19 protein-coding genes are annotated in these 25,371 nt (G+C 46.3%); 11 read left to right on the top strand and 8 right to left on the bottom strand.

The genetic code is table 11. The features are described from left to right. Positions 1–46: 46 nt before the first annotated feature. Positions 47–853 carry a thioesterase family protein gene (locus MHN31_RS00635; protein WP_239443159.1) on the bottom strand — a complete coding sequence of 269 codons (807 nt, stop codon included), beginning with the start codon at positions 851–853 and terminating at the stop codon, positions 47–49. Between the two features lie 196 nt (positions 854–1,049). On the opposite strand from MHN31_RS00635, the gene dnaK reads away from it, so the two are divergent. The 6 genes from dnaK to MHN31_RS00605 all read left to right on the top strand — a co-directional run bounded on the left by dnaK (position 1,050) and on the right by MHN31_RS00605 (position 9,820). Continuing rightward, positions 1,050–2,990, top strand: coding sequence for a molecular chaperone DnaK (gene dnaK, locus MHN31_RS00630; protein WP_323744728.1), 1,941 nt, complete (start codon positions 1,050–1,052; stop codon positions 2,988–2,990). Positions 2,991–3,219: 229 nt separating this feature from the next. Further along, positions 3,220–4,350: a molecular chaperone DnaJ gene (gene dnaJ, locus MHN31_RS00625; protein WP_010381085.1), complete on the top strand. Its 1,131-nt coding sequence runs from the start codon at positions 3,220–3,222 to the stop codon at positions 4,348–4,350. Positions 4,351–4,934: 584 nt separating this feature from the next. Continuing rightward, the gene (ybaK, locus tag MHN31_RS00620; RefSeq protein ID WP_125557104.1) at positions 4,935–5,393 is read left to right on the top strand and encodes a Cys-tRNA(Pro) deacylase; all 459 of its coding nucleotides are present in this window, start codon (positions 4,935–4,937) and stop codon (positions 5,391–5,393) included. Between the two features lie 256 nt (positions 5,394–5,649). After that, positions 5,650–7,902, top strand: a complete 2,253-nt coding sequence (locus MHN31_RS00615) for an acyl-CoA dehydrogenase (protein ID WP_125557102.1) — start codon at positions 5,650–5,652, stop codon at positions 7,900–7,902. Between the two features lie 152 nt (positions 7,903–8,054). Beyond that, positions 8,055–9,008, top strand: coding sequence for an aminoglycoside phosphotransferase family protein (locus tag MHN31_RS00610; RefSeq protein ID WP_239443158.1), 954 nt, complete (start codon positions 8,055–8,057; stop codon positions 9,006–9,008). Beyond that, a complete protein-coding gene (locus MHN31_RS00605) occupies positions 9,005–9,820 on the top strand; it encodes a DMT family transporter (protein ID WP_239443157.1) in 816 nt (271 codons plus the stop codon). The genes MHN31_RS00610 and MHN31_RS00605 overlap by 4 nt, the downstream gene beginning before the upstream one ends. Before the next feature lie 69 nt (positions 9,821–9,889). On the opposite strand, the gene MHN31_RS00600 is transcribed toward MHN31_RS00605, so the two are convergent. Next, the gene (locus MHN31_RS00600; RefSeq protein WP_125557096.1) at positions 9,890–11,533 is read right to left on the bottom strand and encodes a S8 family serine peptidase; all 1,644 of its coding nucleotides are present in this window, start codon (positions 11,531–11,533) and stop codon (positions 9,890–9,892) included. Between the two features lie 189 nt (positions 11,534–11,722). Continuing rightward, positions 11,723–12,772 carry an ABC transporter substrate-binding protein gene (locus MHN31_RS00595; protein ID WP_239443156.1) on the bottom strand — a complete coding sequence of 350 codons (1,050 nt, stop codon included), beginning with the start codon at positions 12,770–12,772 and terminating at the stop codon, positions 11,723–11,725. A gap of 81 nt (positions 12,773–12,853) precedes the next feature. Here MHN31_RS00595 and MHN31_RS00590 point away from each other — a divergent pair, with 81 nt between their 5' ends. Continuing rightward, entirely contained in the window at positions 12,854–13,249 is a 396-nt protein-coding gene (locus MHN31_RS00590; protein ID WP_239443155.1) for a cytochrome b562, read from the top strand. A 62-nt stretch (positions 13,250–13,311) separates the two neighbouring features. Here the strand turns inward: MHN31_RS00590 and MHN31_RS00585 are convergent, their stop codons facing one another. Beyond that, a complete protein-coding gene (locus MHN31_RS00585) occupies positions 13,312–15,159 on the bottom strand; it encodes a TonB-dependent receptor (protein WP_239443154.1) in 1,848 nt (615 codons plus the stop codon). Between the two features lie 261 nt (positions 15,160–15,420). Here MHN31_RS00585 and MHN31_RS00580 point away from each other — a divergent pair, with 261 nt between their 5' ends. Next, positions 15,421–18,834: a rhombosortase-dependent cadherin domain-containing protein gene (locus MHN31_RS00580; RefSeq protein WP_125557882.1), complete on the top strand. Its 3,414-nt coding sequence runs from the start codon at positions 15,421–15,423 to the stop codon at positions 18,832–18,834. Positions 18,835–19,055: 221 nt separating this feature from the next. Further along, positions 19,056–19,313, top strand: a complete 258-nt coding sequence (locus tag MHN31_RS00575; RefSeq protein WP_010381100.1) for a hypothetical protein — start codon at positions 19,056–19,058, stop codon at positions 19,311–19,313. 47 nt (positions 19,314–19,360) lie between these two features. Here MHN31_RS00575 and MHN31_RS00570 read toward each other — a convergent pair whose 3' ends face one another. Further along, positions 19,361–20,014 (bottom strand): DUF6058 family natural product biosynthesis protein, encoded by a 654-nt coding sequence (locus MHN31_RS00570; protein ID WP_138538024.1) that lies wholly within the window; start codon positions 20,012–20,014, stop codon positions 19,361–19,363. A gap of 154 nt (positions 20,015–20,168) precedes the next feature. On the opposite strand from MHN31_RS00570, the gene dapA reads away from it, so the two are divergent. Together dapA and MHN31_RS00560 are read left to right on the top strand one after the other, a co-directional pair. Next, positions 20,169–21,083 (top strand): 4-hydroxy-tetrahydrodipicolinate synthase, encoded by a 915-nt coding sequence (gene dapA / locus MHN31_RS00565; RefSeq protein WP_194867164.1) that lies wholly within the window; start codon positions 20,169–20,171, stop codon positions 21,081–21,083. Between the two features lie 74 nt (positions 21,084–21,157). Beyond that, positions 21,158–22,456 carry a DEAD/DEAH box helicase gene (locus tag MHN31_RS00560; protein ID WP_239443153.1) on the top strand — a complete coding sequence of 433 codons (1,299 nt, stop codon included), beginning with the start codon at positions 21,158–21,160 and terminating at the stop codon, positions 22,454–22,456. Between the two features lie 47 nt (positions 22,457–22,503). Here the strand turns inward: MHN31_RS00560 and MHN31_RS00555 are convergent, their stop codons facing one another. The 3 genes from MHN31_RS00555 to MHN31_RS00545 form a co-directional block, all read right to left on the bottom strand. Beyond that, positions 22,504–23,139, bottom strand: coding sequence for a glutathione S-transferase family protein (locus MHN31_RS00555; protein ID WP_239443152.1), 636 nt, complete (start codon positions 23,137–23,139; stop codon positions 22,504–22,506). 144 nt (positions 23,140–23,283) lie between these two features. Beyond that, entirely contained in the window at positions 23,284–24,888 is a 1,605-nt protein-coding gene (locus MHN31_RS00550; RefSeq protein ID WP_010381107.1) for an AbgT family transporter, read from the bottom strand. A 132-nt stretch (positions 24,889–25,020) separates the two neighbouring features. Further along, positions 25,021–25,293 (bottom strand): DUF3081 domain-containing protein, encoded by a 273-nt coding sequence (locus tag MHN31_RS00545; RefSeq protein WP_125557084.1) that lies wholly within the window; start codon positions 25,291–25,293, stop codon positions 25,021–25,023. Between the last annotated feature and the right edge of the window lie 78 nt (positions 25,294–25,371).

The raw sequence follows: 25,371 nt of genomic DNA, 5'->3' as shown, positions 1-25,371 counted from the left end.
CTTATGTTAACTCCTACATATAGTGTGAGTGACTTAGTGGCTTTAATCAACTGTCAAATACCGCTACCGTCTGTCTGCTCAATGCCAGTAACTTTCCATCTTGTGAGAATAACTTAGCATCTTCTATGGCATAGCCATGTTCTGCCTGATGCGTAACAGCCTCCATTGCGAACCATTCAGTGCCCGGTAATTCAACATCATCTAAGAACTCAACGTACCAGGACATACTGCTTGCGGGTGTTGGGCCTTTGCATAGTTGCAGCAGAGTCGGAGGCCAGGCATCTGCAAGTGCAAGTAGGTGGAGTACAGACAAATGCGGCTGTGCAGGCGCTTTGAATTTCATCCAACCACCTATATGACTGGAACTGGCATTACTAAACGGCAAGGCACCTTGTTGCAGATTCAGATCGATGTGTTGAATAAAAGCCGGCATTACACCTTCAATATATGGCAGCGTTTGTTTGTCATTAATTTCTTTCAGTGTACTTACGTCTTGTGCACGGACTGTGATAGCAGATGTGCGCGGTTTGCCAAAGCAGGCGAGTGCAACAAGGCAAACCTGGTCATTCTGAGTAATGGTGGTTTGCATCTGAGTTGCATTCTTACCGGCACGCAATAGCTGAGTATTGAGTTCAAATGGCGTTTCGCTCAAAAGTGGGCCGACAAAATTGCAATTGAAAGAAAGCAGACGTCTATTTTGATCGTCAAGTTGATTTAACATGCTTTGTAACATCAAAGCAGCTGAAAGGCCGCCAAATACGGTTCTACCTTGTCCCCAGCTTGCAGGTAATGATGGAAGTTGCGCCTGAGCGTGTTTTAGCTCAGGCAGGGAGATGAGTTGGTCAAATGTCATTGCATTTACTTTTGATTGGTCTTTAGTGTCTCTTATCTGGTCATACCAGAAGTTAAAAGTCAAATTCCGCTGATTTTTGATGAAAAAAACGGCATGGCAAAAAAATTTCAAAAAAAACCACTTTTTTTTTGTTGAGACGCTTGAATTACAAATTGCCGCCCCTATTTATCAAGTCATCTAACAGAACAACGAATTTTTGAAGTCGGAGAAGATTCACATGGGTAAAATTATTGGAATCGATTTAGGTACTACTAACTCTTGCGTAGCGGTACTTGATGGTGATAAGACACGCGTTATCGAAAACGCTGAAGGGGATCGCACAACGCCATCGGTTATTGCATTTACCGAAGAGGGCGAAACGTTAGTAGGTCAACCGGCAAAACGTCAGGCTGTGACTAACCCTCAAAACACATTGTATGCAATCAAGCGTCTGATTGGCCGTCGTTTTGAAGATGAAGAAGTTCAGCGTGACATCAGCATTATGCCATTTAAGATTGCTAAAGCAGACAACGGTGATGCCTGGGTTGAAGTACGTGGCGAAAAGCGTGCTGCACCTCAGATCTCTGCTGAAGTCCTGAAAAAGATGAAAAAGACAGCCGAGGATTTCCTTGGTGAAGAAGTAACAGAAGCCGTTATTACTGTTCCTGCATACTTCAACGATTCACAGCGTCAAGCGACAAAAGACGCAGGTCGTATTGCTGGTCTGGACGTAAAACGTATTATCAACGAGCCAACAGCTGCGGCACTTGCCTACGGTATGGACAAGAAACAAGGCGACAATGTTGTTGCAGTTTATGACCTGGGCGGTGGTACATTCGACATTTCGATCATCGAAATCGACGAAGTAGAAGGTGAGCACACGTTTGAAGTACTGGCTACTAATGGTGATACACACCTTGGTGGTGAAGACTTCGATAACCGTGTAATCAACTACCTGGTTGCTGAATTCAAGAAAGACCAGGGCATTGACCTGAAAACTGATCCGCTGGCAATGCAGCGTGTGAAGGAAGCTGCAGAAAAAGCGAAAATCGAGCTTTCATCTGCACAGCAAACTGAGGTAAACCTGCCTTACGTAACTGCTGACGCAACAGGTCCTAAGCACATGAACGTGAAGTTGACTCGTGCAAAACTTGAGTCTCTGGTTGAAGACCTGGTTGCACAGTCTATCGAGCCGCTAAAGCGTGCACTCGCTGATGCAGATCTGTCTGTAAGCGACGTAAATGATATCATCCTGGTGGGTGGTCAGACACGTATGCCACTAGTGCAGAAGCAAGTAGCAGAGTTCTTTGGCAAAGAGCCTCGTAAGGACGTAAACCCTGATGAAGCGGTAGCGGTTGGTGCTGCGGTTCAAGGTGGTGTACTTGCCGGTGACGTGAAAGACGTACTTCTGCTTGACGTTTGTCCTCTGTCTCTGGGTATTGAGACTATGGGTCAAGTCATGACTGCGCTTATTGAGAAAAACACGACTATTCCTACTAAAAAGTCTCAAACTTTCTCAACAGCAGAAGACAATCAGTCTGCGGTAACAATTCATGTACTGCAAGGTGAGCGTAAGCGTTCAAGCGACAATAAGTCTCTTGGCCAGTTCAACCTTGAAGGTATTCGCCCTGCACAGCGCGGTGTACCTCAGATTGAAGTAACCTTTGACGTTGACGCGGATGGTATCTTGCATGTATCTGCGAAAGACAAAGACACAGGTAAAGAGCAGAAGATTACTATTCAGGCATCTTCAGGTCTGAGCGACGATGAAATTGAAAACATGGTTCGTGATGCCGAAGCGAATGCTGAAGAAGACAAGAAGTTCGAAGAGCTAGTTGGCGCTCGTAACCAGGCTGATGCTATGGTTCACGCAACTCGCAAGCAAGTTGAAGAAGCTGGTGATGATTTACCTGCTGACGATAAAACAGCCATCGAAGCCGCACTGTCTGAGCTGGAAACAGCCATTAAGGGTGAAAGCAAAGAAGAAATCGATGCTAAGACTCAGGCACTTGCAGAAAAGTCTCAGAAGCTGATGGAAATTGCTCAGGCGAAAGCTCAGGCGCAACAAGCTGGCGGTGACGCAGGTGCGCAGCAAGCAAACAAGGCTGACGACGATGTAGTAGATGCCGAGTTTGAAGAAGTGAAAGACGACAAGTAATTGTTGACTTATCAGTGCCCACAGGCTTAGCCTGCGGTGCTAAACAGGGCCTGTTTATCCTTCAAGTTCTAACGAATGGCAGAGGTAAGCAGGCTCTGACGTATTTAAATTTAGGCGATAAGTAGATTGTGAACGGAGCTGGCAAGTCTCGTAAGCTGCGCAATCAAACAAGTATTCGCCAGGCGGTCATCACAATGGCTGATCGCTCAGTAAGAATTGTGTGAGAACTATGTCAAAACAAGACTATTACGACGTTCTTGGGGTATCAAAAGACGCCGGTGAACGTGACATTAAAAAGGCCTATAAACGACTTGCAATGAAGTATCACCCAGACAGAACTGCTGGCGATGCTGAATTGGAAGCAAAGTTTAAGGAAGTAAAAGAAGCCTACGAAGTCTTATCAGATAGTCAAAAACGCCAGATGTATGATCAATACGGCCATGCAGCCTTTGAACAAAACGGTGGTGCAGGCCATGGTGGATTTGGCGGCGGTGCTGATTTTGGTGATATTTTCGGGGACGTATTCGGTGATATTTTTGGTGGCGGAAGACGTCAGTCACGCCAGCAGCGCGGTGCAGATCTGCGATATAGTTTAGATCTGAGCCTGGAAGATGCAGTACGCGGCAAAGAAGTCGAAATCCAGGTTCCGACTTGGGTCTCTTGCAAACCTTGTGATGGCAGTGGCGCAAAGTCTGGGTCTAAACCAAAAACATGTCCTACCTGTCATGGTGCCGGTCAGGTCCAGATGAGACAAGGTTTCTTTGCCGTTCAGCAAACTTGTCCTACCTGTCAGGGAAGCGGACAGGTTATTTCGGATCCATGTGATAGCTGTCATGGTCAGGGCCGCGTGGAGAAAACCAAAACATTGTCAGTTAAAATCCCTGCGGGTGTTGATACGGGCGATCGTATCAGGTTGTCCGGAGAAGGTGAGGCTGGCATGCACGGTGCACCTGCAGGTGACTTGTATGTTCAGGTGAGCGTGAGAGAACACCCCATCTTTGTTCGGGATGGTAACAATCTTTACTGTGAAGTACCGATTAGTTATACCACAGCGGCGTTGGGCGGTGAGATTGAAGTTCCGACTCTGGATGGTCGTGCAAACCTTAAAGTACCTTCAGAGAGCCAGACTGGTAAGATGTTCCGTATGCGCGGTAAAGGCGTGAAGTCGGTACGCAGTGGTGCTGTGGGCGACTTAATTTGTAAAGTCGTGATCGAAACGCCTGTCAATCTTAATGAGAGACAAAAAGAGTTGCTTAAAGAGCTTGAAGAGAGCATGGGCAGTGATGCAGGAAAAAATCGTCCGAAGGCGCAAGGCTTCTTTGACGGCGTAAAGAAGTTCTTTGATGACCTGACGAAATAATGTCAGAGGTTTACCTCTGAGCTGACAGGCATATCAGAAAAACAAAACGGCGCTTTATGGCGCCGTTTTCTCTCAGTTTAACAGCATGAGATAATCCATATCTCCAGTACACTTACAAGCCAGTACTGTTCGACTGTGTCCTGTTAAAAGAAGCCCATCGGTACAGCCTAGTCGCTTACACTTGGACGCACAGGCCACACTGCTTTCCCAAAAATAATATTCGTTGGTTAAGAAAGACAAAGCAAAGTAGCTAACCGCACATACGGCTGCGATACGAACAAGACCTTTGTTCATAACGACTCTCCCGCGCAATAATACAGTGCGTATAGAGTTAATAAGACTTTAGTCTAATTTGGCGTTTTGTCTACCTTAAGATAGGGCTAAAAGTAACCTGCGGAGGATTATGTCTGACTGAAGCGACTAAACTTGTATCAGCAGCTTAACAAAACTTGAGTTGGTACTGAAGTTTATGGCAAAAAGGTCGCAATTTTCTCGTCATAATGTGCTCGACTATTCTTCCTAACGCAGACTGCTGTTGGTGAGGTACTATAGAATTTTTATGATAAGGGGCAGGAAACACTTATATGACACCCGCTATTCAGTTACTTAACAAGCATAAGATCAGCTTTGAGGTGCTTAAGTTCGAGCACGATCCGGGTATCACGGAGTTTGCACACGAAGCGACTCAGGCATTGGCGCTGGAGCCGCATAAAGTGTTTAAAACGCTGGTTATCAGTGTCGATGGCAGGTTAAGTGTTGCTGTCACACCTGCTACTCAAATGGTTGACCTAAAAGCGTTTGCTAAAAGCTGCAAAGGCAAAAAAGCACAACTTGCAACGCAACAACAAGCCGAGAATGCGACAGGGTACCAACTGGGCGGTATCAGCCCCTTTGCACACAAAAAACGCTTGCCAGTGATTTTGCACAACTCTGCACTCAACTATGACACGATCTATGTTAGTGGGGGACGACGAGGTTTAGAGCTGGCGCTTAGTCCGACAGCACTTAAAACGCTGTGCTTAGCCCAGGTTGCTGATTTTTAAGCCATCTACTCTTATCTTACCTTTGACTGCTTTCTAATGAACAAAATAGTGTTTTTCTTCTCCCTCTTTTTTTGAATAAAAAACAGTCAGAGGGCTGGTTTCAGCGAACACTTGTAAGCTATTAATTATTTAGAATTTTTTTAAACAACTCAGACCTTTCAGTAAAAAAGCCGTTAAAAAATAGCATAGAGTAATTGATCTAAACGGAATTTTATGCCGTAATGTAACTATATCAATCTGGTCGGATGAGTTTATTATGAGTTTAAGAACACAATTAAGAAAAATATTGCCAAGCATTTCGGTGACTGAACAAGAAGCACTCGATGCGGGTGATGTATGGCTTGAAGGCTCAATCTATCGCGGGAAACCAGACTTTGACGCATTGCGTGCGGTGCCGGAAGCCAAATTAAACAGCGAAGAGCAAGCGTTTTTGGACGGTCCCGTGCAAGAATTAATGGCGATGATCGATGATTCTGTGATCCAGAACGAGAAGCATTTGCCAGAGCACATTTTAGAATTTTTGAAAAAAGAGCGCTTCTTCTCTTTGATTATTCCTAAAGAGTATGGTGGCAGAGAGTTTAGCCCGTATGCGAACTCAACCATTGTAGGCACCATAGCGACAAAATCGTCTGCGGTTGCCGTTACTGTCATGGTTCCAAACTCTTTGGGGCCTGGTGAGTTGCTAATGCATTACGGAACCAAAGAGCAGCAGGCACATTATCTGCCTCGGCTTGCTAATGGTACTGATATTCCTTGTTTCGCATTGACCAGCCCTGAGGCAGGTTCTGACGCCGGTGGCATTCCGGATCAGGGTATTGTCACTAAAGGCCAATATAACGGTGAAGAAGTGCTTGGTCTGGAAATAACCTGGGACAAACGTTACATCACACTCGCGCCTATCGCCACAGTACTGGGGTTAGCATTTAAAGTACTAGATCCGCAAGGCTTACTCGGTGGCAAAGAGTCTTTGGGAATAACCTGTGCGTTGATCCCCAAATCGCATCCGGGTGTTGAGCTGGGCAACCGCCACGATCCAATGGGTATCCGTTTCTACAACGGTACTACGCGCGGCGAAAAAGTGTTTATCCCAATGGACTTCATTATCGGTGGTCAGCAAAATATTGGTCGCGGATGGCAGATGTTAGTTAGCTGTCTGGGTGCTGGGCGTGGTATTTCTTTGCCAGCGCTGGGCGTTTCTACCAGTCAGGTTGCGTTGAAGTCGGCGTCAGAGTATGCGGCGGTACGTGAGCAATTCGGGCTGGCAATCGGTCAGTTTGAGGGGATCCAGGAAAAGCTTGCGGACATCGCTGGCAAAACTTATCTTCAAGAAGCGATGCGTGTACTGACAACGGAAGGTCTGGGTATGGGTCTGAAGCCGTCAGTGGTAACTGCTATTGCCAAATACCACATGACAGAAACGGGTCGGGATGTTTTGGATTCAGCCATGGATATTTTGGCCGGTAAGGCCATACAGAATGGTCCGCAAAATACGCTGGCCAGTGGTTATGTCGCACAGCCTATCGCGATTACCGTAGAAGGAGCCAACATCCTTACTCGAAACCTAATGATTTTCGGTCAAGGGGTTATGCGTTGTCACCCTTATCTGCAATCAATGGTTGAGGCAATCCACAGTGAAGAAGCGGATGCAGACAAAACCTTTAACAAGATATTGCGTAAGACAGTAGGGTATAGTGTTGCGAATAGTTTACGAGCATTCAAGCTAGGGCTACTGCCATTTACAGCGAGTAGTAACTCGAGTTTGCCAGAAGTACAGGCATACGAAAAAGCGGCACAGCGTTTGTCAGCCAAGCTGGCTGTGTATGCCGATTTCTCTTTGCTGGTTCTGGGTGGCAAGCTTAAGCAAGCTGAAATGCTATCTGCTCGTCTGGGTGACGTAATGAGCTACCTATATGCTGCCATGGCTTCTATCAAGTATTACGAGCAGAAAGTAGCAGTGACAGACCGTGAGGCTGCTGCACCATATTTCCATTATGCAACACGTTACGCTTTGGTCGAAGCCGAGCAGGCACTGCATAAGTTCCTGGATAACTTTCCGGCACCTGGTACACGAAAGTTCATGCGGGTGCTGACTATGCAGTTCGGTCATTCTATGCCGCGTATCAACGACGACATGATACGTGAACTGGCAACGGCTGCGCAATTGGATACCGCATTTAAGGCTCAGTTAACGCATTTAGTTAAGCCGCAAGCTGGTGACGGCCACGACATTAACGAGCAGGCTTATAAGGCTAAAATTGCATGCCTGGACCTGTTGAGTAAAGTGAAGCGAGCACTCAAAAAGCGTGAGATCAAAGCTGGGGTTCGTTTTTACGAAACACTGGACAATGCATTGATAGCCAAAGTCATTAATGAAACAGAGTACGCTCAGTTGATTGATTATAATCGTAAGCGTGAAAAAGCCATTCGGGTTGATGAGTTTGATTTTGACCTAAACTTGATTGACGAAGCTGATTCATCAAGTGTAGTAAAATCGGCGGTAAATCAATAAATTAATTTATTAGTTTGTCTCTTTCAAGCCCCGTTTATTCGGGGCTTTTTTGTGACTGCGCAGCGGCACTGTGTCTGGGGAGAGCAGGGCAGACGTGTTACACTGTTTATGAAAGTTAACGGGTAAACGTCACAAGAATCTCAAGGAACGCCATGTCAACCTCCGCACTTGTCTCGCATGTTATGACCATGCTTCCTGACACACAGCAAGCCCAGGCATTATGGAGTGGCTGTGGTTACATTCATAAATTTACTTATCAGGGTGAGTTGCTCGTTGCCAAAGTGGCCACTGTACCAGCACAACTGGCGCATCGCCATATTACCCAGAGCGCCCATTCTTTGCGTCGAAAATATCAATCTTATGAGAAGGAATTGAACTTCTATCGACACACAGCGCAGCATTATATCGCAGTTTGCGCATTGCCTGAGGTTAAAGCGTTGGCACATCAGAACGAGGTTTTTATTCTGGTGCTTAGTGATTTTGAAGCGCAGGGGTATCACAATATAACCGCTGCGTCTCGTGTCCATCTTGATCACATGCTTACTTGGCTCGCACGCTTTCATGCGGTTGGGCTTGTCGACCCTGATATACTGGCAGGGGTTGCGCGAGGAAACTACTGGCATCTGGACACGCGTCCGGATGAATTCGAACGTATGGTTTCCGGCAAGCTTAAAAATAATGCACAAGTAATCAACCAAAGGTTGCTTGATTGTCCTTATCAAACTTTAATTCATGGCGATGCGAAGCTAGCCAACTTTGCTTTTAGCTCAAAGCAGGCATTGGGTTATGACTTTCAGCATGTTGGTCTGGGAGTTGGGGTAGCTGATGTAATGTTACTCTTGACCAGTTTATACAGTGGCCGAGAGCTCGAAATGCAATCACTGGCGAGTTTGGATAGCTATTTTGAGCAATTAGGCCGTGCTTTGTCCGGGGTTTGGTCGACCGAGCAAATTGCCGAACTAGAGAAAAGCTGGCGGGCGTTATGGCCATATGTCTGGGCTGATTTCCGACGCTTTTTAATGGGCTGGAAGCCCGATCATCAAAAACTGACCGCTTACATGTTTTCTCAGAGCGAATTATGCCTTGCGCAACTTGGTGAGGCATGATGCTGAGTGCGTTAATAAGTGCAATTTGCTGGGCCTGTTTTGACTTTTTACGAAAGCAACTGGCTCAGCAGGTCAGTGCACCTTTGATGTCAGTGATCTTCAGTTTGCTGGTACTGCCTGGCTACCTCATTTACTGGGGTTGGTTGCAAGCACCTTTACCAGAAGTCGAGTACTTCGTTCCGGGTACGATAAGTGGTTTGCTCGCGGCGATTGGGAGTGTGTGTTTTATTCGTGGTTTGGCAGTTGGCAAAATTGCTGTGATGTTACCGCTGCTCTCTGTAACACCTGTCGTGTCTGGTGCGTTTGCTTGGATTTGGTTGGGTGAACCGCTCGTTGAGGCTCAGGTTCTGGCCTTAGGTGCAATTACACTTGGTTCTTTCATACTGCAAGGTGGCAGGTTTGCGATCCGTGAACCGGGCGCCGGGTATGTCCTGATAACAGCCTTGTGTTGGGGAATGTGCATCGTGTTCGATAAACAGGCCCTGCAACATGCTGAGGTGAGTTTTCATTTGATTTTTCTTACTGCTTCTGTGGCGTTAATCAATGGGATGATTTTCAGACCTGAGTTAGGTGCTGGCGTGTTATTGAAGTATAAATGGCAATGGGGAGGAGCTGCATTAGTCTTTGCCTTTGCTGTGTTGTGTCAGTTGGTGGCTTTGCAACAGCTACAGCCAGGCGTGATGGAGGCAATTAAACGTGCTATTGGTATCACCAGCGCAGCATTGCTCGGGGTGTACTTCTATAAGGAAACACTGAGGCACTATCAATGGTTAAGTATCGCCGTGATTTTGGTGGGCACGTTCTCTTTGTAATTGAGGAGCAAGCTATTTTGCTTGCTCCAGGAGCGACAACCTCATCCATGAGCGCTGCCTTTTATTGATTTACTTACATTGTGCGCCTTTGCGCCATACATTGCTGAAAATGTCAGGGCGTGCACCTAGTGACCACCAGGTTGCCTGATATTCGTAGCCGCTGTACGATACTTTGTCGCCAGTGTTATAGTAAGTTCCGGCATTCCACGCCTCAACGCCACTACAACCACCGCCGTTACTACCGTCAGTTACTGTTACATTCAGGCTCTTCGACGCGGTCTTATTGTTCGCGCCTTTAACCGTCAATGTGACGTTGTAAGTACCTGCTTGTGCGTAAGTATGGCTTGGGCTGGTTTGTGTGCTGGAGTTACCATCACCAAAGCTCCAGCTGTAAGTTCCAGCGCTTGATTTGTTGCTAAATTGAACACTCAGGCCGTTTGATGTCGCGTTGAAATCCGCAACCAAAACTGGCTGACCGCCACATCCCGCATTTACCAGGTAATCATAGGCGGCTTTAGCCTGTACGATACCGTGACCGTAGTAGTTGTCACGTCCGGCAGAACCTTTGTCTTTGGCTGTTGCATTAAGCGCCGAGCGGATTTGGTCCGCGCTACACTGAGGGAAGTTACTCCATACCAGTGCTGCTACGCCTGATACGTGTGGTGTAGCCATTGAAGTACCACTGATGCTCTTGTAGCCTTGGTCATTCCACGTTGAATTTACGCTCACGCCTGGGCCTGCAATTTCTACCTGGCTGTTATATTGTGAGAAAGACGCAACGCGCTCAGAGCTGTCGACGGCTGCGACCGAGACGACTGCATCATATGATGCTGGATAGCTAAATGAGCTGTTTGAACCGTTACCTGCAGCCGCAATATGTAGCATGCCGCGCTGTGCACTTGATGCGAAAGCATTACGCTCAGCAGTCGAGCTGCCGCTGCCGCCTAAGCTCATGCTGGTAACATTTGCACCTGCTGCTTCACACTGCTCAATCGCTTTGATTAGGTCAGAGCCATATGCCCAGCGACCTTGGTCATTGAAGACCTTAACGATATGTAAACCAAGCTGACCTGATGGGTTAACACCTACCACACCCTGTCCATTGCCGCCAAGCGCAGCAATAGTACCGGCTACGTGCGTACCGTGGCCGTTGCCGTCCTGATACCAGTTACCTGTATTATATGAACCGTGACCGTCATTGCCAGTCACACCTGTATTTGGCAGATCTGGGTGGCCACGTGTATAACCTGTGTCCATGATACAGACTTTTTTGTTACCCGCACTGCTGTCACTTACCTGGTTCGCCTGAACCATGGTGATACCATATGGGACAGATTCAGCAAGTGGAACTATAGAGCCCTCAGTGACCTGTGGCAGATAACGCTTAGGGTCAACTTCAATTGACGCAACGTTACCGCTCGCTTCAAGAGCTGATAATTGCTCTGGAGTTAGCTCCATGACCACCGCATTTACGCTTGTCAATGTCTCAATTGCTTCGGCGTTGGCTTGTGTAGCTATGCTAGCAAGACCTTGTGCTTTGAATTGAGCAAGTTCGGCACCAGATACACGCAATGGAAGCGTGTTGGCTACTGCAGAATCTTTAACAGTGACAATGACACGTTGTGTTTCAGACGCCTGTGCTGTGCCGAGTGCTGCTGTGACACCCAATGCTAGCAAAGAGTATTTTACGCTTGTTAGAACTTTGGTTTTCATAAGTTTACCTATATTACATGTTGTTAACCCTTATAACTAAAACAGGGAATGCTAGCGCTGTCAATAATGAAAAAATGAGGAAAATTTTGCTGAGGAAATTTTATACTTTTTGTGGATGGTTCGTAGATTGAAATTTGTTGCAAATGCAACTTGTGTGGCATTTTATTTTTTATATTTCGAATAAAAAAATTAAAATTTTAATTGCTGATTCAGTGTCTTAATATTGTAACTTTGACCACCAGTGGTGAACTGTTTAAAGTCAATGTCATTCAAATCAGCACTGTGTATAGCGCGATACAAAGGGCTAAATTTTTCTGAATATGGCCTAAAGATTGCAATTTTTTGCTCTCCAATAGCGCTAATCTTGCGGTCATGGAATTTTCTAATCTCTGTTAACAAGTAGCCGCCTAATAATACATGCCCACCCAGTGACACATCGATGACGTTTTCATGACCTAAATCCCAATTTATGCCCCCAACCTTAACATTCTCTCTCATATTGAGCTCAGATGCAGCCCGCGCAGCGCCGCGAGCAATGGCATCATTTGCACACCAGATAAGGCGGGTATCTGGAAACCGTTGCAGCAGCCCAAATGCCAGCTCGTAGGCGTTTTGTTCAGACCATTGTGCATCAATACGCTCAACCAGGTTTACTCCATAAGTACGATTAGTGTAGCCAAGCAAGCCTTGTTCGCGTTCAATTGCAGCATTTGTGGCAACATCACCCAGTAAAGCAAGCATTACGTAGCGCTCGCTTGATTGCTTTGTTCTGTCGGGTAAAGCGTCATGGAGCAGTTTGGCTAGCAGTCGACCTGCCTGATAGTTGTCAGGTGTAACGGAACCAAGTACGCCAATGCCTTTGGCTGCGATGCGCTTTAGTGCCAGTTTATCCGGGCTATTCAGTAAAAATGCGACGCGTTTATGCTCACCTGGTACGGTAAGCAGTGCGTCCGTAATAACGCCTTTTTCATCAACGAGAATAAGATAGTCGGTTTTACCACTGAGTGCGTCCTGTGCGAGTTTCTTCATATGAATATGATTCCTCTCGGCGTACAACGTCCTGAGTTCTATATCCAAATCTTGTGCTGCCGCTTCCATGATTCTTGTGACATTTTGCCAGAATGCGCCAGTTGGATTGGTGTGTTTATGGCCTGGATTGACGAAAGTCACAGTGATTGTTTGTGCACAGGAGGAAAAAGCCACGAACAGTAGCACAACAGACATAATTAACACTTTCATTGTGCACCTCGATGCCAGTGCGACAGTTTGTTTGCCGCGCTTTTACTTATATACTAGCCCATTCTTGATTAAGGGGGAAAAATGAAGCTGTTGATAATCTTTCTTTGTTCTGCGCTTTTTGTGCCGTCAGTCGTGGCACAGCAAAGTCAGGATTTGAATCAGACGATGAAGAATATGGGACATGCTTACAAGCAGGCGATGGAGGCTCAGCAAGCGGAAGAGGTCAACAAGCATCTCGAAACTATGCTGCTTTTGATCCAACAAAGTAAGCAGCACAATTTCAAAGCTGATGTAAAAGAGCAATCCCTTCAGGGACTGGATAAGGTGTCAAATGTTATCCAGACGGCGCAAGGGTTGCTGGCTCAGGCGAAAATGCAACAAGCCAAAGATTTACTCAGACAGATTGACGGGTTGCGAAAGGAGTATCACGAATTGCATGAGCCACCTGGGTTCTGGGAATTATTATTCGGGAAGTAACCCTGAGTAGGGGCGCTTTCAGGAGGTAGGGGAAGTGCCAATATCGGCCACTTCCCACTTAGTTAAATCTGCCAACTGATATCAAATTTAACAGTACGCTCGGCATGAAATGGCGCATCTTCGTCCGCGGTTGTTCTATGAAGGCGGTTGAAGAGGTTTAGCACACCAGCACGCAGTGTCCAGCTTTCATCTATGTACCAATTTAGGTTCAGATCTAAGACCAAGCTTTTGTCCAGTTCGGCTTCACCTGACCCTGGCTGATTTTTTGCCAGTTGATAGGTTAACGCGGGCTTAAACTCGAATGAGTCCCATGCATACTGACCGGATATACTCAGTTTGCGAGGTGCGATATCTGACAGGTAATCACCTTTATCACTCTTTCCTTTTTGATGTGTGTATCCCAGCGTATATGACAGTGTGTCGTTAACTTCGACTTGAGTTAATATTTCCGCCCCCGAAATACTGGCCTGATCCAGATTGAGATAGGTTCTGTCTCCTGACTCCAGCTTTATTCGTTCTATATAATCGTCCAGGCGGGTATGAAAGAGGTTCAGGGTTGTCTTGGCAATTTTGTGGTCGTGGCGATAACTCAACTCAAGCCCCTGGCTGGTTTCAGGGTCAAGTTGCGGGTTACCAATTGTATTCCCTCTGGGAGTGATGCCGTTAAAGTAAAGCTCTGTCAGCGTCGGGAAACGAAATGCGTTGGCATAATTGAGCGACACGCTGTGTGATTGCCACTTTCTGGTTACGCCCAGGCTATGGCTTAGGTGATTATCAGACTTACTGACACCGAAGTTATTGGTAGCAAAGTGATCAAATCGTGCACCAAAGTCTACTCGCCAGCTTTGCTCATCCCAGATACCGTTGATAAACGCCGCGATGTTGTCTTGTTGGCCGTCCAACAAAGTGTTTGTTGTTATATCGTCAGTGGCTTTGAGACTGGTTTCCTGATCTGTAATTGAAACTCCCCGTCTGGCAGTCCAGTCGAGGCCTGCTCTAATTGGCAGCTCGTGCCAGTCAAACTCGTGATATAGGTTCGCGCCGAGAGTATGAGATTGGTATGAGGTCAGATTGTGCCGTTTGCCTATGCGAAGCACATCGCTATCCCAGTTTTGGTAGTGATGGAACACATTGACCAGCCACTGTTTTGATTTCACAGAGACTTGTGCCAAACTATGCAGATCTTCCGGATACATGGCAATCTGGCTGTCAGGATAGGCTACACCATTTTTCCCAACGTCTTTGCTGACGGAGGGCAACCAGGACATATTCAGCTCAATGTCTTCTGTTAGCGCATGACGATATCTGAAGCTGGATGAAAATTGCTCATAGCCATTATTGAGCTCGTCGCCATTGGGAGCATGGCTTCGCTCTTTTTTTCTGTATGCGAAGGCCAGGTTGTAGTTTTCTTTACCCGTAATGGCCAGAATACGGCGGCCATTACCTGTATCTTCATAGCCCAGCTCTAGTGTATCTTGCTCGCCCTGAACAGAGTTCATAGCGATAACACCGCCAATTGCTTCTGATCCATATAGCATGGCTGCCGGGCCTTTTTGCACACTAGCAAGTTGCAGCAAGCCCGGATCAATAAACGAAGCTGAGTTACCAGCGCGACGGTCGGTCAGGAGGACTATACCATTCACCTCAGTTCTGACTCGCCAGCGGCTTAGACCCCTAATACTATAGCTCTGATAAAGTCCACCCTGGCCATTCAGGGACACCCCCGGAACCTGGACTACCCAATCTGCAATAGTGTTGCTTGCTCCATGCAAATCCTCCTTGCTGACATGAGAAATGTTAATGTTTGTAAATGGCTCTGATGCAAGTAAATTTTTACCGCCTATTACTTCAATGGTTTCAATGGCGCTGCCTTGCGCTGCGATCGTAGATAAAAGTAAAACCTGGATCATGTACTGCTAACCCTAAATTGACTGCTTTGACTCGTTAAGAAATCATTCATATTTGATGAAATTCTGTTATTGTTACAATCAAATGTACCCTTAATTGATAACGGGGTTAAGTTAAATGCGGTGAAATCACATTGTTTGTAACTTTCTACATTTGTGCTTAACTTTATTGACGTTTTGGGGTGTAAACGGTACAACGCTAAACTGACGTATCTGTTTACTTACAATCAATTAAAACTATAACTACTCTTACAAGGGAAAAATATGAAACTCTTACATCCTGTGAGCCTGGCTGTTGCAATTGCACTGGGTGGTGCCAGCTATCTGGCGTATCAAAATGCGCAACCAAGTATCTACGAACAAAAAGCGGACTATCTGGCTGCCAAAGCGGAGAAAAAAGCCAACTCACCAAAACGCTATGACAAACCCAAAGAGGCACAAGAGTTTTATATTTCGCAGCGTTTGCCTAAAGGGGCTGAAACACTGCCTACTGAAAAGTATTCTAAAGCGTTAGAGCACATCAAAACGATGACGCGTTTCTCTTTGGCAGAAAACAGCGTTGTATTTGATTATGCACCACGTTTGAACTCGATAGATGGCGTGAATCGTGAACTGGGTGAATGGGAAGAGTTAGGACCAGGTAACATTGGTGGTCGTACTAGAACGTTGATTATCCACCCGACAGAGCATGACATCATGTATACAGCTGGTGTTGCAGGTGGTGTATGGAAAACGACAGATGCAGGTCAATCATGGCAGCCTCTAAGCGATTTGGCGACCAACCTTGCAGTAACTACGCTGACATTTGCGCCGAATGATCCAAATACAATCTATGCTGGAACGGGCGAAGGCTTCTTCAACGCTGACGCTATTCGTGGTGATGGTATTTTCAAATCGACTGATGGTGGTGCGACTTGGGAGCAGCTAGAGTCAACCGCAGGCAATGAGCTATTCCAGTATACCAACAAGATTGTCTTCAGCAAAAATGACCCTGCGACTTTATATGCTGCTACTCGTGGTGGTGTACAGCGCTCTACAGATAGTGGTGCAAGCTGGGAAACTGTGTTTGTGGCTGAAGCTGCCGCGGTAGGGTGTACTGATCTGACACTGGTTGATGGTGGCGACGCAGACGTGTTGGTTACTGCTTGTGGTTCATTCAGAACCGGTGGAATGCATCGCAGTGCTGATGGTGGTGATAGCTGGTCTTCAGTACTAGAGTTGCCGACTCAAGGCCGTTCAACGATTGCTGTTGCTCCTTCTGATAATAATATCATGTACGCGTTGCTTGCGAATGTCGGCGACCATGGTATGGAAGCGGTTTACAAATCCGAAGACATGGGTTTGACGTGGAATGCGACTGTGACGCGTGATTCTGCAGATACCTACAGCAAATTATTGCTTAGTAATACAGTTTACGGCTTGTTCCCGCAGTGTGGATATGGACCAGATCCTCAATTTTACAACCAGGGTTGGTACGACAATATCATCGCTGTAGATCCATCTAATCCAGACGTAGTGTGGACCGGCGGTATCGATCTATTCCGTTCAGATGATGGTGGACAGTCGTTTGTACCAGCCAGTATCTGGTGGTACGACATGGATCACCCTCTCTATGCACACGCTGACCAACACACACTGGTATTCCACCCAGCATATGATGGCGTTAACAACACAACTATGTTTGTGGGTAACGATGGTGGTATTCAGCGCACAGATAATGCCCTAGATGCGCGCTATGACCTTGCTCAGATCTGTGGTGCGGAAGGTGCGGCTGGCCCTGAAGGCAAAGTGAATTGGACAACGCTTAACAATGGTTATGCGGTTACGCAATTTTATCATGGCACGGTAATGCCTGATGGCACTGCGTACTTTGGCGGTACTCAGGATAATGGTACTTTGCTTGGTAACGACGGCGGCTTCAACGAGTGGCGCGAAATTTCCGGTGGCGACGGTGGTTGGACTGCAGTTGACCCGACAAATCCAAACGTTCTGTTCTCAGAATTCACAGGCTTGTCTATTCAGAAGTCGCTCGATGGTGGTGCGACTTTCAACAGAGCTACTAACGGTATCACTGGTGACGGCTTCCCATTCATTACACGCTTTGAAATGGCGCCTTCTAACCCTCAAGTTCTGTGGATAGGTGGTAACCAACTTTGGCGTACAACCAATCAAGCTGAAAGCTGGACAGCAGGCAGCCCTGTATTAGACAGTGCAGTATATGCGATCGGTATCGCTCCACAGGATGAGAATATTGTAGCTGCAGGTACACGCGAAGGTTACATCTACATCAACTACGCTGCAGGTGAAGCAGATGCAGAGCAAGCTTGGCATAGTTTCAAAATAGGTGAAGAAGGTGAGCGTGCGACGATCAGCGCCATCGCGTTCGACCCAACAGATGCTCAGATTGCATATGCAACCGTATCTACGTTTGATCAGGCACATGTGTGGAAAACCACAGATGGCGGTAAGAACTGGATGCCTATTGATAAAAATATTCCAAACGTTCCTGCTACCTCTGTTGCTGTTGATCCAAACAATGCACAACGCGTTATTATCGGTACTGATTTAGGGGTGTTTATCTCTATTGACGGTGGTGAAAACTGGTTTGCAGATGGTTCAGGCCTGGCTAACACCAACATCGCTAAAGTCGCGTTCCACAATAATGAAGTGTTTGCTTTCACTCACGGTCGCAGCGCATATAAAGTTGCCCTGGCGAGTTTTGGTGACGTAGAGCTGAGCACGCAAGAGGATACTGAGTTAAACGTTGCCTCAGCGCTGGTAAGTCGTTTCACAGACAACGCGTTTGTAACGGTTGAGATCACTGAAACGCCTGACTCTGGTATCTTAATGATGGATGGTCAATTACTTGATACTGGTTCTGTTGTTGAGGGAGATGACGTTGCTAAAGTTGTCTATATGCCAAACGCAGATTTCAACGGTGAAGACCACTTTAAGGTAGCAGGTAAAACACAAGGTTCAGATGCTGCTGAAGAGGTCGTTGTTGACTTAACCATTGAAGCTGTGAACGATGCACCAGTATTCGAAGCGATAGAGGACATTCGCTTGACGCTAGGTGAGCAGTTTACTATGGACTTCAATGGCAAGGTATCGGATTCCGATAGTGAAACTATTAAGTTGACTATGGAGTCACAAGTGCCTGGGTTTATATTCAAAGATGGTGTACTAAGTGGCCAGGCTGAAGAAGTGTTTAGTGGCGACGTAGTACTGACAGCATCAGATGGTGAAGTAGAAACAACAACTAGCTTTGTGGTTGATATTGCTGACCGTGCCCCGGTGATTGAGCAGCAGCAGAGATTCGAGGTATTCGAAAATACTCCTGTTGGTACAGTGATTGGACAGCTGGCATTCAGTGACCCGGACGCAGATGTTTCACCAGTGGTAGCATTCCATGTATATGGCGATGATTCGTTCAATATCGATGCTGAGGGTAACATTACCGTTGCCAGAGAACTGGATTTTGAATATCAGGAACTTGTTGTACTCGGTGTGCAGGCTGAAGACAAATACGGTAACCTGTCTAAACACACAACTGTTAATGTGAAAATTAAAGATTTACGTGGTAATGATGATGATAACGATGACGGCGATGCCGGTTCGTTCTCATGGCTAGCATTACTGAGCTTGCCGTTGGCAATGCTTCGCAGAAGACGTAAATAAGTAAAACTTGACGTGAAAAAGGCGGGTCAGCTAATGCTGGCTCGCCTTTTTTATTGATATCAAGTGCCTCACAGTTGGGGTTATCGAGACAATACTCTGCAATTTGAATTACTTTTTATAATAAATTGTTGATAGATTGAGCGAACGATCTATAAAGCACTGGATATTCCAAACTAGGCTGATATAACTATCAATGGATTGAGAAACAGGAATTCGTCACGATGGACAAAACACAACAATTGGATAACGGCGTCATCGCTGAACTACAAAATAAAGATCATTCAGAACAATTAAAGCAGCTGGACAACCTAAGTTGCACCCATGGCGATATTATCGAGCTACTGGCACAATATCTTGCCTTGAGTGAACAAGACGACGATAGTCAATTTGATGCCTGGTATGACGCACTTTGTCAGGATCAGCTAACGGTATTGAAGACGTTTGAAATCTTTAGAGCCCACTATGAGCAGGCTCATTAGATAGAGGTGCCCTGATTGCGGTTAGCGCCTGGGGTGAGCATGCTGGATTACCGAATAGATAAATCGTATTTAGCGATCAGGCTCTCAATGTATTTGTAACGAATGGACATGGGCTTCTCATGCTCCATGTGATGACTCAGCGCGCGATTTAAGAGCTTGAGTGCTCCTAGCAGTTCAGTTCTGTGTTCAGCCGGGATATGTGCGGCAGTGCGCTCTTCGGTGAGTGCGTCGACCAATGCCCGGCCTAAGTCAATGTAAACAACTTCTTCAACCAGACCATTTTGGCTGATAACACCGTATTTGCTGCACAGAAATTGTTGCCAGCTTTGTTGCACGTGCTCTGGTAAGTCTTCATTAAAGCGACTGTCCTGACTTATCAGCCCCTGTTGTGCACACTTGGTGAGAGTTTGAATATACTTTTGCTGAAACAGCTCATATGCATGTGTAGATTGCTCAACTTGATGTTTAAGTAATAGCTGGCCCCATTGCTCTGCGCCTCTTGGATAGTATTCTGTGTGCTCAACACATTCATAGAGACCAAGGTACGAGCTACACTTTATTTGATTTTCCAGACTGTAGCTGGCATTGGGGAAAATGCAGGTTTCCTGCCAATGAACTAGTTGTTCAGCAGTAATCCGAAGCGTACTGCAAAGCTCTTCTGCACTGAAAAAATGTGTATTCAAATGGTGAGTCAGGCGCATAAATAAAATAACTGGTTTTATATACAGTGGTTTTATTTTGGCTGAATTGATTAGGTTAGGCAAGCTGTTTTGTAAATTTTCCATTTTCCCCCTCGGATCTGAGGGGCATTTATGATAAAACTTAGCGCCAAATAATGAATTAAACGATATCCGTATGCGCAACATAGAAACGATAAAAAAAGCCAGTTTAATTACTGCAATTAAAACTCCTTACGATTCACAAGGTGAAATTGACCTTGCATGCTTTGACAAACTTGTAGCAGCTCAGATTGCAGCGGGTGTTGATGGAATTGTCGTTGGCGGCACGACTGGTGAAGGACAGTTAATGAATTGGGAAGAGCATTTGATGCTGATTGCCCATAGTGTTAATAAGTTCTCTGACAAGTTGGTGATTGTCGGTAATACCGGCAGCAACAATACGCGTGAAGCCGTTAAAGCAACCGAGTATGGTTTCGCCTCAGGGATGGATGCCGCATTACAGATCAACCCTTATTATGGTCGTACTTCTGAGGCAGGGCTGACAGAACACTTTGCGCGTTTACTCGATATTGGTCCGGCGTTTATTTATAACGTTCCTGGTCGCACAGGACAGGATCTGACTCCTGAGTTAATAGAGCCCCTTGCTAAGCATGCGAATTTTGTTGGGATGAAAGAATGTGCAGGACATGAACGGATCGCACATTACGAGCAAAAGGGGATTGCTTGCTGGTCGGGTAATGATGATCAGGCACATGACAGTCGTCACCAGCACCGGTCACATGGCGTGATTTCAGTCACGTCAAACCTTGTACCGCAGCTGTTCCGCACGCTGATTGATAGCCCAAATGAAACACTGAACACTCAGCTGCAGCCATTGATGAGTTGGTTGTTTTGTGAGCCTAATCCGATTGCTATCAATACTGCGCTCGCCATGACTGGGGCAGCGATGCCTGTTTTTCGTCTGCCTTATGTGCCATTGAGTGAAACCCAGCAAAGGCAAGGGATGGAATTGATCAACCAGCTGGATACTGAAATGGTGGTTGGCGGCAGCGCTGATGTTATCAATCCTGTTGATGTGAAACTATATTAACCCTACACAGGTGACACTAAGCCTGTAAATAGCGTATAATCTGCGGCCCTTCATTATGGTCGCAGGTTTTTGCTATGAATTTTAAGTCTTTCAGTTTTCCCGATGCCTTGTTACAGGCGCTTGATGAATTAAATTTCCATACCCTGACACCGATACAACAAGCGGCTATTCCGGTTGTTCGTCGCGGCCATGACGTACTGGCCACGGCTCAAACCGGCACAGGTAAAACCGCAGCGTTTGCACTGCCTGTGATCCACCGTTTGCTAGAAGGGGAGTCTTTGGACTCTGCACGGGCCCTTATCCTCGCTCCGACACGTGAATTGGCCGAGCAAATCGCCAACAACTGTCAGGCTTTCTGTCAATATACTTCGCTGACTGTTCAGGCCGTATATGGTGGTGTGAATATTGAAGGGCAGACACAACGTTTATCTCAGGGGGTCGATATCCTGGTTGCAACACCAGGGCGTTTACTGGATCTAATCCGTCTTGGTGCCGTGAGTCTGGCGCAGGTTAAATATCTGGTATTGGATGAAGCAGACCGCATGCTGGATATGGGCTTCGTTGCGGACATGCAAAAAGTCATCGACATGGCTAGTGAAGAGCGGCAGTTATTGCTTTTCTCTGCTACTTTCCCTACAGCTGTTAAACAATTTGCAAAGCAAGTACTTCGCGAGCCTAAATTGGTGCAGGCTGCGAAAGAAAACACCACGGCAGAAACGGTCAGGCATGTTGTCTATCCGGTTGAGCAGAAGCGTAAGCAGGAGCTACTTTCGGAACTAATTGGTAAGAAAAACTGGCTGCAAGTACTGGTCTTTGTGAACATGAAAGATGATGCTGATCAGCTGGTTAAAGAATTGGAACTGGACGGTATCAGTGCCACTGTGTGTCATGGTGATAAAAGTCAGGGAGCACGTCGCCGGGCATTACGTGAGTTTAAGGAAGGAAAAGTAAGAGTCTTAGTGGCTACTGAGGTAGCGGCTCGCGGCATCGATATAGATGGACTGCCTCGCGTAATTAATTTTGATTTACCATACCTTGCTGAAGACTATGTGCACCGAATTGGTCGAACCGGTCGCGCTGGAAATTCCGGTCAGGCGATCTCTTTTGTTGCACGAGAAGAAGAGCAGACCCTGATCCATATTGAAACTTTGATTGGGCAAAAAATACAGCGTTATTACTTGCCGGGTTACGAAGTTGCTAGTCGCGAAAATCTAATTGAAAATCTCGCCAGGAAGCCGTCTCACCAACGTCGTAAAGCGCGAACTAACCGCCCGAGCAATCAGGCCAGTGGTGAAGCTCGAGCCAAAAATCGCTCCAAAATCAGTAATGTGCGTCAGAGACTGAAAGGCGCTCAGCTGAAGTTACAGAAGTAATGTCTCGCGTCAGGTCTGGTTAATAAACCAGACCTGACGATGCATGCTTAGCGATACATCCCCAATTCCGTCCCTTCCTTCTTACAAACGGCCTCAATGGCAGGGTGCCTTGAAATACCACTTAAGTAACGACCCAGATGCTCGAACTGAAGTGGCGGTTTAGCTAGTTCGTCCGCCCAGATACAAAGCATAAATAAATAGCAGTCACAGACTGTGAATTGTTCACCCACCATATAGGTTTTGTTTGCCAGGTGTCTGTCGAGTAAAGTCAGCATATCCTGAACACGAGACTGCTGAGTTCTGACAATATCGTCGTACATCAGTGCACTTTGCGTGTGACGTTCAGGGTAAAAATAGATCATCAGCTCAGCCTGTACTGTTGTGGTTAAGTACATCAGCCATTGATAAAACTCTGCTTTTTGTTTTGCTTCGGTAGGAATTAAATGACCTTCCGGATGTTTTTCACAGAGGTAAAGGCAAATAGCGGCACTTTCGAACAATACAAACTCGTCATCAACCAATGTTGGGATCCGTCCGGTGGGGTTGAGACGTAAATATTGCGCAGATCTTTGCACATTTTTTTTTCGGTCGACAAGTTCTAGCTGATACGGGACCTGGAGGGCTTCGAGAACAAAATGGGGTGCTAAACTCGCATTGCGTGGATAGTAGAACAGTGTATACATGGTTAGCCTTAAATAGTTTATGTCGTAGGTTTAAAACTCCTTTTCGGCGATTCCTATAGGACTGTAGGACAGCATCGACTATTAAACAAATAGAACCTTGCACATTCGCCAAAAAAAATGCCAGCTTGCGCTGGCATAAATTTGTTAGGGCTGATAATAAATCGGAGAGTTTGGCCCGACTGGCAAGCCGAAACCAAATACCCAGATATAGAAAAGTGCAACCCAACCGATAAAGAAACACATACTGTAAGGCAGCATAGTCGCGACCAGAGTGCCTATTCCCATATCCTTTTTATATTTAGTAGCCACGGCCAGTATCAAACCAAAATAGCTCATCATTGGCGTGATCAGGTTTGTTACTGAGTCACCAATACGGTAGGCGGCCTGGATGGTTTCAGGTGCATAACCAACTAACATAAGCATTGGTACGAAGATTGGTGCGGTCACTGCCCATTGTGCTGAAGAAGACCCAAGGCTTAGGTTCACAACGGCACACATCAAAATAAACAGTACAAAGACTTCCGGGCCGGTGAGGTTTAACGCCTGCAGCATAGCTGCGCCATTAATCGCCAGAATCGTGCCCAGGTTTGTCCACTTAAAGAAAGCAACAAATTGAGCAGCAAAAAATACAAGTACAATATACATGCCCATTGAGCTCATGCTTTTACTCATAGCATCAATTACGTCACGATCATTACGCATGGTACCGACTACTCGTCCATAGACAAAGCCAGGAATTGCAAATGTTACAAAAATAAAGACCACGATGCCTTTTAGGAAAGGTGAACCGGCGACAGCACCTGTTTCCGGATGACGTAGAATGCCATTTTCTGGCACTATGGTTAGCGCCAGTAAGGCAGATACAACCAACAAAGCGACGCCAGCCCATTTCAGGCCAGATTTTTCTGTTGCAGTCAGGTGCTCGATATTATTGCTGGACAAATCAATACTGGCCTCGTCAGGGTTGTATTTACCAAGACGCGGCTCAACAATCGCTTCTGTCACCCAGGTACCTACGATAGCAATCAGGAATACAGAGATCATCATGAAATACCAGTTTGCTTCCGGGCCAACCTGGTAAGTTGGATCTATCATCTGTGCAGCAGGAGTTGTGATCCCTGCAAGCAGTGGATCTATGGTGCCCAACAGTAAGTTTGCGCTGTAACCACCAGAAACCCCGGCAAATGCAGCTGCGAGACCGGCTAGCGGGTGGCGACCAAGGCTATGGAAGATCATGGCGGCAAGTGGGATTAAAACAACATAACCCAGCTCCGATGCGGTATTGGAGAGAATGGCGGCAAACACGACCATGAAAGTGACTAAACGCTTGGATGCGCCCATTACCATGCCACGCATAGCAGCAGAAAGCATACCTGAATGCTCGGCAACACTCACACCTAATAATGCAACCAGTACTGTGCCCAATGGCGCAAATCCAGTGAAATTGGTAACTAGGCCAGTGACGATACGCTGTAGACCTTCTGCACTCATCAGGCTAACGACCTCAATCACCCCATCTGGTGCTCTACCTTTAGCGCCCTCGGGGCGTGGGTCTATGGCACTGAGGCCCATCCAGTCGGCGATGCCACTAAATATAACAATGGCGACACAGAACATGGCAAACAGGGTAATAGGGTGGGGCAACATGTTACCCAGGAACTCAACCGTCGCTAAAAAGCGGTTAAACAGGCCGCCTTGTTTTTGCTGTGGGTTGGATTGATCAGCTGACGTCTCTACAGCCTTCGACATAGCAAATTTCTCAATTATAAAAAATGCCGTTACTCTACCACCAATCGGGCATTTGTTTTATAGCTACGCGTTAATTTTGAAAAATTCTGAGACAAAATGAGTAAAACTGCCATTTGTACCGACAAATACAGGTTACTCTTTAGACTCATTAGCCATTTGATAGATAAAGTTAAGTTTGTTGATAAAATCTTCTTTGTTTTTTTCGTGCTGGTAATCGAGGTGATAGGTATTGTGAAACCCAAACCTGAGTAGCAGCGCACTGCCTTCTAAATATATTGTGTAACCATCCGGGTCTGAGTATGCTCGGATCCCTTCGAACAATTTGCCGTTCTCATCGGCATCGCCGTGTTGTTGGATGTATTCGTAAACGGCCAGGATTTGGCGACTGTCTAAATCGTTTTTCATCTTACGCTCCTGTTGTGTGCATTGGCGTGCAAGTAAACTCAAACCAAGTTTGACTGACCGGTTAATATGAAGTCAACC

The organism is Pseudoalteromonas sp. McH1-42 (assembly GCF_022347845.1).
Taxonomy (GTDB): Bacteria; Pseudomonadota; Gammaproteobacteria; order Enterobacterales; family Alteromonadaceae; genus Pseudoalteromonas; species Pseudoalteromonas rubra_D.
Note: the sequence above shows the minus strand (reverse complement) of the source record. Positions and strands in the feature narration are given on the sequence as shown.